A 17,785-nucleotide genomic window follows, 5' to 3' on the forward strand; every position below is an offset into this window, starting at 1 on the left:
GATCGGAAAGGCTGCGAGTCAGACACCAAGCAACTCGTTGAGCACCGGCATCTTGGCCTGCAGTTCGCTCGCGCCGAACTGCAGGGCGATGCGGCCATGCTCCATCACGTAGAAACGGTCGGCCAGGGGCGCGGCGAAATGGAAGTTCTGCTCCACCATCACCACGGTGTAGCCCTTCTCGCGCAGCGTGGTGATCATGCGGGCCAGTGCCTGCACGATGACCGGCGCCAGGCCTTCGGAGATTTCATCGAGCAGCAGCAGCTTCGCGCCCGTGCGCAGGATGCGCGCCACGGCCAGCATCTGCTGCTCGCCGCCGGACAGGCGCGTGCCCTGGCTGTTGCGGCGCTCCGCCAGGTTGGGGAACATGGTGTAGATCTCGTCGATCGACATGCCGGCCCCCACACCTGCATTGGCGCCCTTGAGGTGCGGCGGCAACATCAGATTTTCCTCGCAAGACAGGCTCGAGAAGATGCCGCGCTCCTCGGGGCAATAGCCCACGCCCAGATGGGCGATGCGGTGTGTCGGCAGGCCCATGGTCTCGGTGCCGTTGATCTTCAGCGAACCGGTGCGCCGGCCGGTCAGGCCCATCACGGCGCGCATCGTGGTGGTGCGGCCCGCACCGTTGCGGCCCAGCAGCGTGACGACTTCGCCGGGCTGCACGACCAGGTCCACGCCATGCAACACATGCGATTCGCCGTACCAGGCCTGCAGGCCCTGAATCTCCAATGCGGCAGCAGCCATTTAGTGCGCCCCCTGAAGCTGGCCGGCGGTGGTGCCCATGTAGGCCTCCATCACCTGCGGGTTGCGCGAGACCTCGGCATACGGCCCTTCGGCCAGCACGGCGCCCCGCTGCAGCACGGTGATGGTGTCGGCGATGGTGGACACCACGCCCATGTTGTGTTCGACCATCAGGATGGTACGGCCCTGCGACACCTTCTTGATCAACTGGGCCACGCGGTCCACGTCTTCGTGGCCCATGCCCTGCGTGGGTTCGTCGAGCAGCATGAGCTCGGGCTCCATGGCCAGCGTGGTGGCGATCTCCAGTGCACGCTTGCGCCCATAGGGCAGGTTCACCGTGGTCTCGTCGGCCAGGTCTTCCAGGCCGACTTCGGCCAGCAGCTCCCGCGCGCGGCCGTCGAGGCTGTGCAGCGATTTTTCGCTCTTCCAGAAGTGGAACGAGGTACCGAGCTGGCGCTGCAGGCCCAGGCGCACGTTCTCCAGCAGCGTGAGGTGCGGGAACACCGCCGAGATCTGGAACGAACGGATCACGCCGCGCCGTGCGATCTGCGCCGGGCGTTCCCGCGTGATGTCGATGCCGTTGAAAAGAATCTCGCCGGTGGTGGGCTCGAGGAACTTGGTGAGCAGGTTGAAACAGGTGGTCTTGCCGGCGCCGTTCGGGCCGATCAGCGCGTGGATCGAGCCGCGCTTCACCGACAGGTTGACCTTGCTCACGGCGGTGAAGCCCTTGAACTCCTTGGTGAGCTCGCGTGTTTCGAGAATGATGTCCGCCATCGCGCCGTGTGTGTCCCTGTGGTTGGTATCGCTTCGGCCTGCCCATTTCTGCACGGGTCTTCGGCCTGGCCGCAATCTGGACGGATCGTACGTTTGCGATTCTTCGCAAAACACTAGGACAAACGCCTAGCAATGTCGCCGAAGCTACAAACACAGGGTAAACACAGGCGCGGCGGCCGCGGCCCGCGCGCGCCGCCGCGGCTACAGCGGATCGAGCCGGGCCGGGGAATCGACGCTGCGCACCGCCTGGCCGCCGACGAAGATGCTCGCCGGCCAGGGTCCGTGCAGGTGCACCTGCGCGTCGCGCACGCGCAGCCAGTCGCCCTCGGGCAGACCCACCACCTTCGCGGACGGATTCGCCACCAGGAACTCGGCGAGCCGCTGCTCGCGCGTTTCACCCTGGTGACCCGCCGGCAGTGCGTTGGTGAAATGCGGGTTCAGCTGAAACGACACCAGGCCCAGCGCATCGAAACCGCCGGGATCGACGATGGGCATGTCGTTGGTGGTGCGGATCGTGGGGCCGGCCAGGTTCGCGCCCGCGCTCCAGCCGATGTAGGCCGCGCCGGCGCGCACCCGCGCGGCGATCAGCGGCAGCAGGCCCGCTTCACGGCAGCATTTCAGCAGGTTGAAGGTGTTGCCGCCACCGACGACGATGATTTCGGCCTGTCGCACCGCGGCCTGCGGGTCGCTGGCCTGGTGCACGGAGGTCACCGCGATGCCCAGCGGTGCAAACACGTCGACGACGCGCTGCGTGTAATCGTCCCAGCCGATGGTGACGCCGGCATAGGGAACGAAGACCGCCGTCTTGCGTCCGGCCGCGATCTCGCCGATCGCCGCGCCGGCATGGGTCAGGTAGCCGCCATCGGGGCTGCGGGAATTGCTGAGCAATAGAAGGTTCATGGGTTTTCTCTAGATTTCGATGACCTGAGCATAAGACCGCCGTCGCTCAGGACAGCAGTTCCGCCGTGAGCCGCGCGATCAGCGCATTCGACAGGATCACCGGCAGGCTCGAAGCCTGCGCCGCGACTTCGCGGTGCGCTTCGACGAAACCCATGCAGTCCATCACCAGCAGTTCGGCGCCCTGCGCCTTCAGCTCGCGCGCGGCTTTCACCAGGGATTCGGTCTCCTCCGCATAAGGCGAGGCCACGGCGCAGATCGGCGCACGCGCCAAAGCGCGCCACTTGTGCGCTTCCGAGGCCACCTGCGACAGCAACGGCACCACGATGCCGACCTGCCGGTTGCCGGCGATGGCCGCCACGCTCGGCGAGACGATCAGATCCGGCTCGATCAGCCAGGCGCCGTCGCATACCAGGCCTTCGAACGCGCCGGTGCACAGCAGCAGGATGAAGCCGCAGCCCTGCGCGCGCAGCGCAGCGATCTTGCGGTTCATGAGTTCCAGCACCTTGGGTTTGCTGACGATCACCGAAGTGCCGTCCAGCAGCCGCGTGATCAGCGTGGCCTGACCCGGCTCGGGCGCGTAGAGGCGTTCGATGTCGCCGCGCGCCAGGCCGTCGAGCAGGCCGGCATGGATGCATTGCGTGTAGGGCGACAGGTGTTTCGCCAGGATCGGTGTGATGTCGGGCCGCGGCGCCTGGCCGATGGTCAGCGTGCCGAGCGTGGTGATGCGTGTCATCGCTTGCTCCGCGCTCAGGCCGGCTGGCGGCGTTGCAGGTGTGCCAGCGAACCATACAGCTTCTGCAGCAGCGCGTACTCGTCGGCATCGAAGAAGCTGCAGGTGCCGCGCGTGAACTCCTTGGCCACCTCGACCGCGAACTTCGCGGCCAGCGCGATGTCGGTCTCGTGGCTCGCGCCGGTGCCGCAGCCTGGCACCACGCTCTCGGTGGTGATGGCCACCCCGACCGTCGGCGCCGCAGTGGCGATCGACGGCTGCAGGATGCTGTTCAGGTGGTACACGCCGTTGCCGTAGGGCGTGATGTCCTGGGTGGTGATCGGGAAGGTCACGGCCGGCCGGCCCGAGGTCATTTCCATGATGCGCAGCAGGTCGTCCGAGACGCGCAGGATGTAGCCCTGCTTCACCGTGGGCGAGATCGCGTAACCCTTGTGGTTGATGATGCGGTTGCCCTTGGTGGTGTCGATCGACAGCACCGCGTCCATCTCGGCGCTGACTTCCTGCTCGTTCATGTCCTCGGTTTCCACCGGCGAATCCATGAAGTCCACCGGCTCGTGCGGCCGCGTGGGTGCGTCGGGGCAGATGTGGGTGGCCACGATCACGTCGCCGGGCAGGCTGTCGCCCTGCGTCTGCATGTGCGCCAGTTTGAGCGCCGAAGCCACCGCGGCCACCGCGCCGTCGGCGTCCGACACCAGCCCGATGCGCGTGGGCCGTGCGCCGATGCCGCCCAGCCGGCCGATGATGCCCAACGTGGGCGCGGTACCGCCGGCCAGCTTGCCGGCGCTGCCGGGGATCACGATGCGCACGAAATCGGTCGCGCCTTTGGGGCCGCTGATCTTGGTCACCGTGACCTTCACGCGGTCGTAGGCCGCGAGCAGTTGGACCACGGTCTGGCCGCTGGCGTGCGCCGTGTCGAGGGCTTCGAAGACCTGCAATGTCTGGGCGAGGCTCATGGGTGTTTTTCCTTTTCGAGTGTCAGAAGGCGGCACCACGCGAGCGCCGCCGATGGGATTCATTTCTTGCCGAACTTGGCGGCAAGCGTGGCATTGAAGAAGCTGAACAGGGCGTCGCCCGCGATCACGCCGCCAGCGAAGACTTCCATGTAGCCGCGTGCCTTGTCGCCGCCGAATTTCTCGAGCAGCAGGCGTAACGCAATGCCCACGGCAACAGCCCAGCCGGCCATCGGGTTGGCAATCAAAAGGCCAGTGGCCAGCAGCACGCCGAGCTGGCGCTTCGGCCCGCCGATGAACTGGATGATGGCGCCGGGGATCGCCCAGAGGAACAGTTGCTGCGCGATGCCGGGGACGGCACCGGCGTTGATGGTGGCCACATAGACCTTGGCCACCGGCGGCACCAGCCCCTGGGCGAAGTAGATGCCGTGCGCGATGTAGACCACGGGAATGGCGATCACGAAGGCCAGCATGGCGGCGATCAGCTGTTGTTTGCGGCCTTCGAGCTCGAAGGCCGGGTCGGCGCCGTGGCCGCGCAGGATGAAGCCGGCCTTCAGGTCGTAACCCATGTCGGCGAAGGCCGGGCCGGTGGCCACCGAAAAGCCGCACAAAACCGCCAGCGCCGTCACTGGGAAGCCCAGCAGCAGGCCGAGCAGCAAGGTGATCAGCGCCACGGCGAAGGCCGGGAACCAGCCCGAATGCATGGCGGCGATGCCGACGATCATCTCGTGCACGAAAGCGGCGAACGCGGCGTAGAGGATGAACGCAATCAGCATGCCGGTCGACATCTCGGCGTACAGCCCGCCGAGCAGCGACACGCCGGCCGCCAGCAGGATGTAGCCCAGGCCGCCCATGCGCAGCGTGGTGCCGACGCTGCGGCCCGGCATGTTCTCTTCCGTCGCCTCGGCCTCGGCCTGGGTCGATTTCTTCATCAGCACCATGCCGACCTGCACCAGCGCCACCAGGCCCGCGCCGATCATCATGCCGTGCGGGATGTAGGCCTTGTTGATGTCGTAGCCGAACAGCGGTTGCGCATAACCGCGCAGCAACAGGCCCACGCCGAACATGCTCAGCGCCCAGATGTTGCCGATGAAGGCCGTGCCGAAAGCCGACATCGGGATCTTGAACCAGGACCCCACGGCGCCGACCAGCATGCCCGCGCCCAGCAGCGCCGCTTGCTTGCCACCCTTGTCGCCGGCCTTGATGGCTTCGGCCGCCGCCACACCCGGTGGCCAGGCGCCCGAGGCCGGGAAGATCTTGGTGTTGAACATGCGGTACAGCAGGTAGCCGTCAAGCAGCATCGCGCAGGAAACGCCGATGAACATCGGCATCACCAGCTCGGGCCGGCCCATGAGGAACGGAATCGCGATCGGCAGCAGCAGGCTGTTGGCCGCGCCGAAGGTGGCGGAAGAAATCGCGCTCTGCGCGAGGTTCTGGAAGTGCACCGAACGGTAACCGGCCATCATCTGCAGCGGCACACGCGCCAGGATCATCGCCACCAGCGCGCCGATGATCGAGGTGTTGGGCGTAACGCCGAGCGTCACCAACAACTGGATGCCGATGACCGCGCCGAAGACGCTGAGCAGCGCCAGCAGCACCAGATTGCCGCCGGACAGCGCCTGCGGATGGAACTGCGGAGCATGGCGTGCTGCCGCGCTGGCGGCGCCGAACGGGGCATGGGGTGTGGACGACGTGGACATGAAAACCTCTACCGGTTGGTTGGAATGAATCTAGGGGTAACTAGTGAGCCCAGGCGGGGTCACCCACGAGGCGACCGATGCCCGAGGCCTCGGTCATGAGATCCAGCGCCAGCGCCTGGATGCTGGCGGCATCGGCGTCGGCGCTGGGGAACGAAAGGCAGAACGCGAGCCGCTCGCGCGTGGTCGGGTCACTCACGGCGCAACTCACCGAGCCGACGCCGGAAATGGCTTCGTTGAGTGCATGGGCGTATCGCTGCAGCCGCACCTCGGCCAGGCGCGCGAGCAGTGCCTCCACGTCGGCCGGTGCATTGGCGGACACCGACGGCAATTCGCCGCTGAAGCGTTCGCGCACGGCGTCGTCGCTCTCCAGCGCCAGCAGCGCGCGGCCGGTGGAGGTGGCCCAGGCCGGCGAACGGTGGCCCGGATAGGTCATGAGCTGCAGCGGATGGGTGCCCGATTGCACGAACAGCACCAGCACCTCGGTGCCGTCGAGCACCGAGATGTAGCCGGTATGGCCGCTGCGCACACACAGGCCTTGCAAGGCCTTCTGCAGCAAGGGGAACAGCTGCGTGGTCGAGCGCACCAGGCGCGACAGTTCCAGGATCATCAGCGCTGGCCCGAAGGCGCGGGTCTGCGCATCACGCTCGAGGAAACCCTCGTCCGCCATCTGCCGCAGCAGGCGCGAAGCCGAACTTTTGGGCATGGCCAGGTGATCGACGAGGTCGGTCACGGTGACTTGCCGCTTGAGTTGGTTGATCAGCCGGAGGATGACGCCGGCGCTTTCGAGTGATGCCATGATGTAGTTCCAAAAAATGGAACATGGTGCCATAATATGGTTTAATTTTGCAAGACTTGTGCCAAGCAGCGCAAGTCACCATTTTTGATAGCAGCTGGTCCAGATAGCATCGGCGCCTCGACCGAGTTTGGCTTGGATTCGTCAATGCGCGATACGACGTCGAAAACGCAGACGAGCACCACAAGTGCGCGTTTTTTGCCTTCTGCTGGCGCGGAAATGCAAAAACCCGGAGCCGTTCTGGACGACTCCGGGTTTTCGATCGAGACGGGTCTCGTGGCTAGTGCGCGCCCGCGGCGGCATCGCCACCCGACCCGCCCGTCTGCGGCTGCTTGGCCATCCACACCAGCGGGATCAGCAGCAGGAACAGCAGCGACGAGGCATAGAACACGTCGTTCGCGGCCAGCATGAAGGCCTGCTGGTCAACCAGGCGATTGATCTGCGCCAGCCCCTGCTCGGGCGTCAGCCCTGCCGCGGCGAGGCCGGCGATGGCGTTGTTGGCGGCCTGGCTGCCGACGTTCACCGACTCGGTGAGCTGGGCATGGTGCAGCGCCGCGCGGTTCTCCCAGACCGTGGTGGCGATCGAAGTGCCGAAGGCGCCGGCCGTGATGCGCACGAAGTTCGACAGGCCCGAGGCCGCGGGAATGCGGTCCGGCGTGAGGCCCGAGAGGGTGATCGTCAGCAACGGGATGAAGAAGAAAGCCATCGCCACGCCCTGGATGATGGTCGGCACCATGATCGTCGCCTCGTTCGCCGAAGTATTGAAGTTCGAGCGCATCCACAACACCAGCGCGAACACCAGGAAGGCGAAGGTTGCGAAGCGGCGCGGGTCGATCTTGCTCACGTTCTTGCCCACCCACGGCGACAGCACGATGGCCATCAGCCCGACCGGCGCCAGCACGAAACCCGCCTGGGTGGAGGTGTAGCCCATGAACTGCTGCAGCCACAGCGGCAGCAGCACCACGTTGCCGAAGAACAGGCCGTAACCGACCGAGATGGCAATGGTGCCGGCCCAGAAGTTGCGCCGTGTGAACAGCCGCAGGTCGACCACCGGATGCTCCTCGGTCAGTTCCCACGCGACGAAGAAGGCAAAACCGACCAACGCCACCACGCCGAGGGTGATGACTTCCGCCGAATGGAACCAGTCGAGTTCCTTCCCCTTGTCGAGCATGATCTGCAGTGCACCGACCCAGATCACCAGCAGCGCGAGTCCCACGCTGTCGATCGGCAGCCGCTTGGTCTGCGTCTCGCGTTTGCGGTACAGCATCCAGGATGCGGAAGCCGCCATGATGCCGACCGGAATGTTGATGTAGAAGATCCACGGCCAGGTCATGTTGTCGGTGATCCAGCCGCCGAGCAGCGGACCCATCACCGGCGCCACGAGTGTCGTCATGGCCCACATGGCCATCGCCGTGCCGGCCAGCGCCTTGGGATAGCTCGAGAGCAGCAGCGATTGCGACAGCGGGATCATCGGCCCGGCCACGAAGCCCTGCAGGATGCGGAACGCGATCAGCATGGTCATGTTGGGCGCAAGGCCGCACATCCAAGACGCGATGACGAACAGGATCACGCTGGCCGTGAACAGCCGCACCTGGCCGAAGCGCTGCGACAGCCAACCCGTGAGCGGCACGGCGATGGCGTTGGCCACGGCGAAGCTGGTGATGACCCAGGTGCCCTGGTTCGGGCTCACGCCCAGATCGCCAGCGATGGCCGGCAGCGAGACGTTGGCGATCGAGGTGTCGAGCACGTTCATGAACGTGGCCGCCGCCAGCGCGATCGTGCCCCAGATGCGGGCGCTGCCTTCGAGCGGTGGATGCGCGGCAGGCGGGGCGGAAGGGGGTGGCGCAGCGGGCGCGGTCGGCGCCGGAGCGCCGTTGTCGGCAGTAACAGCGGTGGACATGGCGATGGCCTCGGGTCGACCTTACTGGACCGCCACCGCGGCGCTCGGGTGCAGCGCCATGTTGGCGCCGTCCGGCAGCGCCAGGGGCGCCGGCTTGCCGGCAGCGGTCGGTGCGACGGGTGTATTGTTCCGGGCCACGGCGCGGCCGACGTTCGCGGCGATCACGCGGCGCACTTCGGCATCGGCGCCGGCATCGGCCTGAGCGTAGACCTGGGTGGTGTTCAGCGCCGCGGCGCGCGGCGCGTCGGCCAGCGTCTTGCCGTCCTTCTTGGAAATGTCCACCGTGGCCAGCATCGACAGGCCCACGCGCAGCGGATGCGCACGCAGCTGCTCGGGGTCGAGCGCGATGCGCACCGGCACGCGCTGCACCACCTTGATCCAGTTGCCGGTGGCGTTCTGCGCCGGCAGCAGCGAGAACGCCGCGCCGGTGCCCACGCCGAGGCCGGCCACCGTGCCCTTGTATTCGATCTTGCCGCCGTAGACGTCGGCCGTGAGTTCGACCGGCTGGCCGATGCGGATGTTGCGCAGCTGCACTTCCTTGAAGTTGGCATCGACCCAGACCTGGTCCAGCGGCACGATGGACATCATCGGTGTGCCCGCGGCCACGCGCTGGCCGAGCTGCACCGTGCGCTTGGCCACATAGCCATCCACCGGGGCCGGCATCACCGCGCGCTGCTTGGCGAGGTAGGCCTCGCGCACCTTGCCGGCCGCGGCCAGCACGCTCGGATGCTGTTCCACGCTGGTGTTGTCGGTCAGCGCCTGGTTGCTGGTCAACTGTTCACGCGCGGCGGCGACGGCCGCCTGGCTGGCCGATACATTGGCCTGGGCCGCGGCGAGCGCGCTCTTGGCGTTGGAGAGCTGCGTCTGCGCGTGGTTCAGTTCTTCCTTCGACACGGCGCCGTTGCCGGTCAGGGACTGGCGACGGTTCACGTCCTCGTTGGCGCGGGCCACGTCGCTCTGCGCGGTAACGACCTGCGTCTGCGCGCGGGTCACGTCGGCCATGCGCAGGTTGATCTGCGCGGCCAGCGTGCCGTTGTTGGCGTAGAGCGTGCGCACCTGGCGCACGGCACCGGCCAGCGCGGCCTCGGCCTGGTCGAGCGCGACCTTGGCATCGGCCGGATCGAGCTGGACCAGCGGCGCGCCGGCCTTCACGAAATCGGTGTCGTCGGCCATGATGGCCATCACGGTGCCGCCGACCTGCGGCGTGATCTGGATCACGTTGCCCTGCACGTAGGCGTTGTCGGTGTCTTCGTAGTGGCTGGCGACCAGGTATTCGTACACCGCCCAGCCGAGGCCGGCGAGCACCACCACGCTGGCGATGGCGGTCAGGGCCTTGCGGCGTTTCGGGTTGCCGGTGGCGGCGGGGGTGGTGGCGGAAGCGGCAGGAGATTGGGGAGCGTTCATGGTGCGGGTCCTCGGTGCGGTATCTGGTTCAAGCAAAGATCGGTTCAGTTGACGGCGACGCTTTTCGGCGCGGCGGCGGGAGCGGCGGCCAGCGACGCAGGGGCGGTCGGCGCGTAGCCGCCGCCGAGCGCGCGGATCAGCGCCACCTGCGTGTCCAGCGCACGGGCCGCGAGGTCCACGCGCTGGCGGCGCTGTTGCAGCACATTGGTTTCGGCAGTCAGCACGTTGAGGTAGGTGCCCAGGCCGGCGCGGTAGCGCTGCACGGCGATTTCATAGGCGCCTTCGGCCGCGGACTCGGCCTGCTGCTGCTCGGCCTGCTGGCGCGCGATGGACTGCGAGGACGCGAGCTGGTCGGCCACGTCGCGCACGGCATCGAGCACGCTCGCGTTGTAGCTTTCCACCGCGGCGTCCAGGTCGGCCGTCTTGCCACGCAGGTTGGCGCGCAGCCGGCCGGCATCGAAGATCGGCAGGCGCAACGCCGGGCCCACGCCCCACTGCAGGCTACCCGCATTGGCCAGTTGGCCCAGTCCGATGCTGGACAGGCCGACGAAGCCGATCAGGTTGATGTTGGGATAGAACTGCGCCTTGGCCGAGGCCGTGTCGCGCGTGGCGGCTTCCACGCGCCAGCGGGCGGCGGCAATGTCGGCGCGGCGGCCCAGCAGGTCGGCGGGAATTTGCGTGGAAGAAGTGATGGGCGCGGCGATCTTCACCGTGGACAAGGCCGGCGGCACCAGTGCATCGGCCACATGCGGCTGGCCGACCAGGGCCGACAAGGCATGGCGGGCCAGCGCGGATTGCTCCTGCAGTGCCTCGATCTGCTGGCGCGCCTCGGGCAGGCCACCTTCGCTCTGGCGCAACTCGAGCCGGGTATCGAGACCGGCATTCACGCGGTCGCGCACCAGGTCGAGCGTTTCGCTGCGCTGGGCCAGCGTACGCTGTGCCACACCGAGCTGTTCCTGGATGCGCATCAGCTGGAAGTAGCTGCGGGCGACCTGGCTGGCCAGCAGGATGCGTGCGGCCTGGGCATCGGCCTGCGCGGCCTGCACGCTGCCCAGGGCGGCATCGAGCGCGGCGCGGTTCTTGCCGAAGAAATCGAGTTCCCAGCTGCCATTGAGCTGCACCGTGCCGGCGTCGCGGATGGAGCCCGCCAGCGGCGCGGGATACAGGCCGTTTTCCGTGTAGCGCTGGTGCGTGATGTCGACCGCGGCATCGAGGCGCGGCTTGTCGGCGCTGTCGACCAGGTCGGCACCGGCCTGCGCGCGCGCCAGGCGTGCCTGTGCAAGGCGCAGGTTCGGGCTCGTGGCCAGGGCCTGGTCGATCAGCTGGTTGAGCTGGCCATCGCCGAAGCCCAGCCACCAGTCGGCGGCGATGTTGGCTTCCGCGCCGGACTTGACCGGATCGGCAAAGCTCAGGCCCAGGGAGGCCGCGTCGCGCGGCTGGGCCACGGGCTCGATGCCGGAAAAACTGGCGCAGGCAGCCAGGCTGGCCAGCGCCACGGCCGCCAGAGCCAGGCGGGGCAGGAAGGGGAATCGATTCAAAGGCATTGGTTTCTCCGGCGGGAGGCCTTGCGGCCAGGGCAGCGGTGGATTCAGGCGGATGGTTGTTGGTTCGCGTTGTCGAGCAGGCGGCGCAGCAGGTCTTTCAGGGTGTGCCACTCCTCCACCGAGAAGCCGGCCAGGTAGGCGTTCTGCACCTCGCTCAACACCTGCGGCACCACCTTGGCGGCTTCGCGGCCCGCATCGGTGAGCGCTAGCTTGACCACGCGCCGGTCTTCGCTGGAACGTTCGCGCTGGCACAGCCCCTTGGCCTCCAGGCGGTCGAGCATGCGCGTCATGCCGCCTGCGTCCAGCGTGCAAACACGGGCCAGCTCGGCCACCGTGGAGACTTCGCCGGTGGACAGCTTGAACAGGGGTTTCCACTGCGCGTTGGTCAGCCCGCTGGGCTCGAACCGACGCTCCAGGTCCTGGTGGAAGGCATTGAACACGCGCGCGACGAGGTGGGCCACGCTGTCGCCTCCGGCCACGTAGCTGTCGGCGTTGTAGAAAGTGGCTGGCGCCTTGGCTGGCGCGGAAGACGCTGGCTCGGTGTTTGTATTCATAGGCCCGAATATTAATTGACTAGACATTTATTGTCAAGTCTTTGTTTGATCGATCTGTTACTGCCTTATCTTTGTTTGCTGCATCACTGTGTTCACATGGGCTGGGTACACTGGCGCCATGGCCACCTCCTCCACCGTTTCCCCCGCGTCCGCTTCACCCTCCACCGGGCCCGCCGCGGCGGCAGCACCTGCCAAGGGTTCACCGCGTTCGCTCTCGGGCCTGCTGCCCTTCCTCGCGCCCTACCGCTGGCGCATCGCGCTGGCCGGCGTGTTCCTGGTGCTGGCCGCGGTGGCAACGCTGGTGTTCCCGCAGGCGCTGCGCGCGTTGATCGACAATGGGCTCGTGGCGGGCGCGGCGGGCAAGGTCGATCCGGGCGCACAGATGCTCGCGCTGCGCGACCACTTCTTCGAGCTGTTCGGCGTGGCCGCGGCGCTGGGCGTGTTCTCGGCCGGGCGCTTCTACATGGTGAGCTGGCTCGGCGAACGCGTGACCACCGATCTGCGCAACGCCGTCTACGCCCATGTGGTGCGGCAAAGCCCGCAATTCTTCGAGACCACGCAGACCGGCGAAGTGCTGTCTCGCCTCACCGGCGACACGACGCTGGTCCAGACCGTGGTCGGCTCTTCGCTGAGCATGGGCCTGCGCAACGTGGTGATGGGCATCGGCGCGCTCGGCATGCTGGTGTGGACCAACCCGTATGTGATGACCCAGGTGCTCGGCATCCTGGTGCTGGTGGTGCTGCCCAGCGTGTGGTTCGGCAAACGCGTGAGGAAGCTCTCGCGCGCCAGCCAGGACCGCGTGGCCGACGCCAGCGCCATCGCGGCCGAGGTGCTGAACGCAATTCCCGTGGTGCAGAGCTACACCGCCGAAGGCCGCGAGGCCGCGCGCTTCGACGCCTCCACGGCCAACGCCTTCCAGACCGCGGTGCGCCGCACCAAGGCGCGTTCCGTGCTGGTGGCCTTCATCATCATCGCCACCTCGGCCGCGCTGCTGTTTGGCCTTTACCAGGGCACGCAGGCGGTGATGCGCGGCGAGATCAGTGCCGGCCACCTCGGCCAGACGGTGGTCTACGTGATCATCCTGGCCAGTGCCACCGCCGTGCTCGGCGAGGTCTACGGCGACCTGCTGCGCGCCGCGGGCGCGAGCGAGCGGCTGATGGAGCTGCTGGCCACCGAGTCGCCAATCAAGTCCCCGCCAAATCCCACGCAAGCGAAGCTGGTACCTGCGGGAAGCGCTATCGATTTCGAAGCCATCTCATTCCACTACCCGTCGCGGCCGCTGCAGCCGGCGCTGGTCGACTTCAGCCTGCAGGTGGCGCCCGGCGAGACCGTGGCCCTGGTGGGCGCGAGCGGCGCGGGCAAGAGCACGGTGTTCCAGTTGCTGCTGCGCTTCTACGATCCGAACCAGGGCGGCATCCGCCTGGACGGCGTGGCAACGCGCGAACTGGCCCTGGCCGACCTGCGCCAGCGCATCGGCATCGTGCCGCAGGACGCGGTGATCTTCTCGACCAGCGCGCTGGAGAACATCCGCTACGGCAAGCCCGAGGCCAGCGATGCCGAGGTCCACGCCGCCGCCGAGGCCGCGTTCGCCGACGGCTTCATCCGCGCGCTGCCCGAGGGTTATGCGACCTTCCTCGGCGAACGCGGCGTGCGGCTGTCGGGCGGCCAGCGCCAGCGCATCGCCATCGCGCGCGCAATGCTGAAGAACGCGCCGCTCTTGCTGCTCGACGAGGCCACCAGCGCCCTGGACGCCGAGAGCGAACGCATGGTGCAGGCCGCGCTGACCTCCGCCATGCAGGGCCGCACGACCTTGGTCATCGCGCACCGCCTGGCGACCGTGCAGCAGGCCGACCGCATCGTCGTGCTGGACCACGGCCGCATCGTGGAGCAAGGGACGCATGAGTCGCTGGTGGCGGCGCGGGGGGTTTATGCGAAGCTGGCGGCGTTGCAGTTCACAGCCTGATCGAAAAACATCGACCTTGAGCCGAATCGGGCCACCGCGCAGTCCACATGGGCGGTAGGCGCTATCGATTTCGTAGTGAATGAGCATTTGACAAGGCCACGTAGCGTCACCGGGTACGCCGCTTGCAACGCGGTCATACTGCGCTGTCGCCGTTTTCCGTCTGCCCGATGTCCGCTCTCTCCCTGCCCTCGTTCCTGCGCCGCCTCTGGGCGCTGGACACCTTTCCCTACAGCCTGCGCATCTTCATCGCGCTGAGCACCAGCATGGCCGTGTGCTGGGTGCAGAACGAGATGGCGCTCGTGATGCCGCTGTTCCTCGGCACCATCGCCTGTGCGCTGGCCGAGACCGACGACAACTGGCGCGGCCGGTTGCGCGCGCTGCTGGTCACGCTGCTGTGTTTCGCGCTGGCGGCGTTCGCAGTGCAGACGCTGTTCCCCCACCCCTGGGCGTTTTTCGTCAGCATGGTGGCCGCGACCTTCTGCCTGACCATGCTCGGCGCGATCAGCCCGCGTTACCAGGCCATCGCCTACGGCACGCTGATCCTGTCCATCTACACCACCATCGGCATGGACCAGCGCGGCGGCTCGGGCCAGGTGCTGTGGCTCGAGCCGGTGCTGCTGCTCGCTGGCGCCGCCTGGTACGGGCTGCTGTCGGTGCTGTGGAGCGCGCTGTTCCGGCACCAGCCGGTACAGCAGAACCTGGCCGTGCTGTTCCGCGCGCTCGGCGGCTACCTGCGGCTGAAGGCCACCCTGTTCGAGCCGGTGCGCGGCCTGGACCAGGAGGTGAAGCGGCTGGCGCTGGCGCAGCGCAACGGCGACGTGGTCAAGGCGCTGAACACGGCGAAGGAGAGCATCCTGAGCCGCATGGAAAACATGGAGACGGGCCCGAGCCAGCGCATGCAGTTCTACCTGCGGCTGTACTTCATCGCCCAGGACGTGCACGAGCGCGCCTCTTCCTCCCATTCGCCGTATGGGGAGCTCACCGATACCTTCTTCCACAGCGACGTGTTGTTCCGCTGCCAGCGCCTGCTCCGGCTGCAGGGCGCGGACTGCATCGGCATGGCGCAGTCCATCCTGCTGCGCCAGCCGATCGACCTCGGCCCGGCCAGCGGCCAGGCGCTGCTGGACCTGCAGGCCGCCCTCGCCTACCTCGAGGCGCAGCAGAATTCGCAGTGGCAGCGGCTGCTCGGCTCGCTGTCGGCGCTGGCGCGCAACCTCGGCACGCTGGAAGCCCGGTTGCAGAGCGCCAGCCGCGCCGAGGCGCTGGACGAAAAGCAGGATCTGACCCTGCTCGACCGCTCGCCGCAATCCCTGCGCGAAGCCGTGGAACGCGTACGGCTGCAGTTGGCGCCGTCGATGCCGCTGTTTCGCCACGCCGTGCGGCTGAGCGTGGCGCTGGCCGTCGGCTACGGCCTGCTGCACTGGGTGCATGCGCGCCAGGGCTACTGGATCCTGCTGACCACCCTGTTCGTCTGCCAGCAGAGCTTCGGCGCCACGCGCAAGCGCATGGTGCAGCGCGTGACGGGCACCATCCTCGGCCTGCTCGCGGGCTGGGCGCTGTTCAGGCTGTTCCCCAGCCTCCTGCTGCAGTCGATGTTCGCCGTGGTGGCCGGCGTGGTGTTCTTCAGCAACCGCACACGGCGCTATGCGCTGGCCACGGGCGCGATGACGCTGGTGGTGCTGCTGTGTTTCAACCAGATCGGCGACGGCTATGACCTGATCGTGCCGCGCATCGTCGACACCGTGCTCGGCAGCCTGATCGCCGGGCTCGCGGTGTTCCTGATCCTGCCCGACTGGCAGGGTCGGCGCATGCACGAGGTGGCCGGCCGCACCATGGCCGCCTGCGCCAAATACCTGCGCGTGGTGATGGCGCAGTACCGCAGCGGCGAAGGCGGCAAGAAGGACGACCTGGCCTACCGCACGGCGCGCCGCAACGCGCACAACGCCGACGCGGCGCTTTCGACGGCGCTCACCAGCATGTTCCAGGAACCGGGCTTCGTGCAGGCCCAGGGCGATGGCGGCCTGCGTTTCCTGCTGCTGTCGCACACGCTGCTGAACTACCTGTCGGCGCTTGGCGCACACCGCGAGGCGCTGTCCGGCGAAGGCGACGATGCGCCCACGCAGCAGGCCGCGGCCCATGTGGCCGAGGTGCTCGAGGCGCTGGCCGGCAGCCTGGCCCGGCGCGAGGCGGTGCCGCCCGCGCATGCGGCGGAGCCCCTGCTCATCGCCGCGCTGAAGGATGCGCCGGCCGGGGCGTCGCCCGCGCTGCGCCTGGTCCAGAGCCAACTGGCCCTGATCGGCGAGCTGCTCACACCGCTGCGTGCGCAGGCCGGCCGGCTGCTCAAGCAGGAGCAATCCGAGGCGGCGGCAGCTCCGGCCTGAGCCGACTCGTGCACGGCGCGAGGGCCGTGCTGCGGTCCATGCATTTTGCGCATAAGGCGCTTCAAAGCCGGCCTTGGACTTTGCGTACCGGTCGTCCTAAGCTTGCGGCCTCAACGCCTTTTCAAGGATCAACATGCCACAAGCACCCGCCATCACCGCGCCGACCAAGGCGCCGACCGCCCACTCGCTGCCGTCCTACCTGCAGGCCGATCACCTCGGCCCCTGGGGCATCTTCCTGCAGCAGGTGGACCGCGTCGAACCCTATCTCGGCAACCTGGCACGCTGGGTCGAGACGCTGAAACGCCCCAAGCGCATCCTGGTCGTGGACGTGCCGATCCATCTGGACGACGGCAGCGTGGCCCACTTCGAAGGCTACCGCGTGCAGCACAACACCAGCCGCGGCCCGGGCAAGGGCGGCGTGCGTTTCCACCAGGACGTCACACTGTCCGAGGTGATGGCGCTGTCGGCCTGGATGTCGATCAAGAACGCCGCGGTGAACGTGCCCTACGGCGGCGCCAAGGGCGGCATCCGGGTCGATCCGAAGACACTGTCGCGCGGTGAACTGGAGCGCATGACGCGCCGCTACACCAGCGAGATCGGCATCATCATCGGCCCGAACAAGGACATCCCGGCACCCGACGTGAACACCAACGAGCAGATCATGGCGTGGATGATGGACACCTATTCCATGAACCAGGGCTCCACGGCCACCGGCGTGGTCACCGGCAAGCCCGTCGACCTCGGCGGCTCGCTCGGCCGGCGCGAGGCCACGGGCCGCGGCGTGTTCACCGTGGGGGTGGAAGCGGCGCAGCACATCGGCCTGCAGATCGCCGGCGCGCGCGTCGCGGTGCAAGGCTTCGGCAATGTGGGCGGCGTCGCCGGCAAGCTGTTCGCCGAAGCCGGCGCCAAGGTGGTGGCGGTGCAGGACCATGGCGGCACCATCTTCAAGGAAGCCGGCCTGGACGTGCCGGCGCTGCTCAAACACGTGGCCGAGACCGGCAGCGTGGGCGGTTTTGCCGGCGCCGAGGTCATCGCCAACGACGCGTTCTGGGACGTGCCTTGCGACATCCTCATCCCGGCGGCGCTGGAGCAGCAGATCACCGCCGCCAATGCCGGCCGCATCACCGCGCGCCTGGTCATCGAAGGCGCGAACGGACCGACCACGCCACAGGCCGACGACATCCTGCACGAACGCAACATCCTGGTGCTGCCAGACGTGATCGCCAACGCCGGCGGCGTGACGGTGAGCTACTTCGAATGGGTGCAGGATTTCTCGAGCTTCTTCTGGGACGAGGACGAGATCAACCGCCGCCTGGTGCGCATCATGAAGGAAGCCTTCGCGGCCGTCTGGCACGTGGCGCAGGAGAACAAGGTGAGCCTGCGCACGGCGACCTTCATCGTGGCCTGCAAGCGCATCCTGCACACCCGCGAATTGCGCGGCTTGTACCCCTGAG

At 67.6% G+C, this 17,785-nt stretch carries 14 protein-coding genes; 3 read left to right on the forward strand and 11 right to left on the reverse strand.

What is annotated here, in order from left to right; genetic code table 11:
* Positions 1-18: 18 nt before the first annotated feature.
* The 11 genes from RD110_RS17155 to RD110_RS17205 all read right to left on the reverse strand — a co-directional run bounded on the left by RD110_RS17155 (position 19) and on the right by RD110_RS17205 (position 11,987).
* Positions 19-741 (reverse strand): ABC transporter ATP-binding protein, encoded by a 723-nt coding sequence (locus RD110_RS17155; RefSeq protein WP_076200596.1) that lies wholly within the window; start codon positions 739-741, stop codon positions 19-21.
* Positions 742-1,512, reverse strand: a complete 771-nt coding sequence (locus RD110_RS17160; RefSeq protein ID WP_076200597.1) for an ABC transporter ATP-binding protein — start codon at positions 1,510-1,512, stop codon at positions 742-744.
* A 201-nt stretch (positions 1,513-1,713) separates the two neighbouring features.
* Positions 1,714-2,412 carry a dipeptidase PepE gene (gene pepE, locus RD110_RS17165; protein WP_076200598.1) on the reverse strand — a complete coding sequence of 233 codons (699 nt, stop codon included), beginning with the start codon at positions 2,410-2,412 and terminating at the stop codon, positions 1,714-1,716.
* A 46-nt stretch (positions 2,413-2,458) separates the two neighbouring features.
* Entirely contained in the window at positions 2,459-3,145 is a 687-nt protein-coding gene (locus tag RD110_RS17170; protein ID WP_076200599.1) for an AroM family protein, read from the reverse strand.
* Positions 3,146-3,159: 14 nt separating this feature from the next.
* A complete protein-coding gene (locus tag RD110_RS17175; RefSeq protein ID WP_076200600.1) occupies positions 3,160-4,095 on the reverse strand; it encodes a DUF1177 domain-containing protein in 936 nt (311 codons plus the stop codon).
* A 59-nt stretch (positions 4,096-4,154) separates the two neighbouring features.
* The gene (locus RD110_RS17180) at positions 4,155-5,792 is read right to left on the reverse strand and encodes an OPT/YSL family transporter (protein WP_076200601.1); all 1,638 of its coding nucleotides are present in this window, start codon (positions 5,790-5,792) and stop codon (positions 4,155-4,157) included.
* A gap of 40 nt (positions 5,793-5,832) precedes the next feature.
* Positions 5,833-6,588 (reverse strand): IclR family transcriptional regulator, encoded by a 756-nt coding sequence (locus RD110_RS17185; protein WP_076200602.1) that lies wholly within the window; start codon positions 6,586-6,588, stop codon positions 5,833-5,835.
* A gap of 277 nt (positions 6,589-6,865) precedes the next feature.
* Positions 6,866-8,485: a DHA2 family efflux MFS transporter permease subunit gene (locus tag RD110_RS17190; protein WP_083686322.1), complete on the reverse strand. Its 1,620-nt coding sequence runs from the start codon at positions 8,483-8,485 to the stop codon at positions 6,866-6,868.
* Positions 8,486-8,506: 21 nt separating this feature from the next.
* The gene (locus tag RD110_RS17195; protein ID WP_076200603.1) at positions 8,507-9,889 is read right to left on the reverse strand and encodes an HlyD/EmrA/EmrK family protein; all 1,383 of its coding nucleotides are present in this window, start codon (positions 9,887-9,889) and stop codon (positions 8,507-8,509) included.
* Positions 9,890-9,933: 44 nt separating this feature from the next.
* On the reverse strand, positions 9,934-11,433 hold the full coding sequence (locus RD110_RS17200) for an efflux transporter outer membrane subunit (RefSeq protein ID WP_076200604.1): 1,500 nt from the start codon (positions 11,431-11,433) through the stop codon (positions 9,934-9,936).
* Between the two features lie 44 nt (positions 11,434-11,477).
* Positions 11,478-11,987 carry a MarR family winged helix-turn-helix transcriptional regulator gene (locus RD110_RS17205; protein ID WP_076200605.1) on the reverse strand — a complete coding sequence of 170 codons (510 nt, stop codon included), beginning with the start codon at positions 11,985-11,987 and terminating at the stop codon, positions 11,478-11,480.
* Between the two features lie 118 nt (positions 11,988-12,105).
* Here RD110_RS17205 and RD110_RS17210 point away from each other — a divergent pair, with 118 nt between their 5' ends.
* From RD110_RS17210 to RD110_RS17220, 3 genes are all read left to right on the forward strand, one after another.
* Entirely contained in the window at positions 12,106-13,950 is a 1,845-nt protein-coding gene (locus RD110_RS17210; protein WP_083686323.1) for an ABC transporter transmembrane domain-containing protein, read from the forward strand.
* A gap of 167 nt (positions 13,951-14,117) precedes the next feature.
* Positions 14,118-16,331, forward strand: coding sequence for a YccS family putative transporter (gene yccS, locus RD110_RS17215; RefSeq protein ID WP_076200606.1), 2,214 nt, complete (start codon positions 14,118-14,120; stop codon positions 16,329-16,331).
* A gap of 133 nt (positions 16,332-16,464) precedes the next feature.
* Complete coding sequence (locus RD110_RS17220) at positions 16,465-17,784, forward strand: Glu/Leu/Phe/Val family dehydrogenase (RefSeq protein WP_083686324.1); 1,320 nt, start codon at positions 16,465-16,467, stop codon at positions 17,782-17,784.
* The last annotated feature ends 1 nt before the right edge of the window (position 17,785 follow it).

It is taken from the genome of Rhodoferax koreense (assembly GCF_001955695.1).
GTDB classification, from domain to species: domain Bacteria; phylum Pseudomonadota; class Gammaproteobacteria; order Burkholderiales; family Burkholderiaceae_C; genus Rhodoferax_B; species Rhodoferax_B koreensis.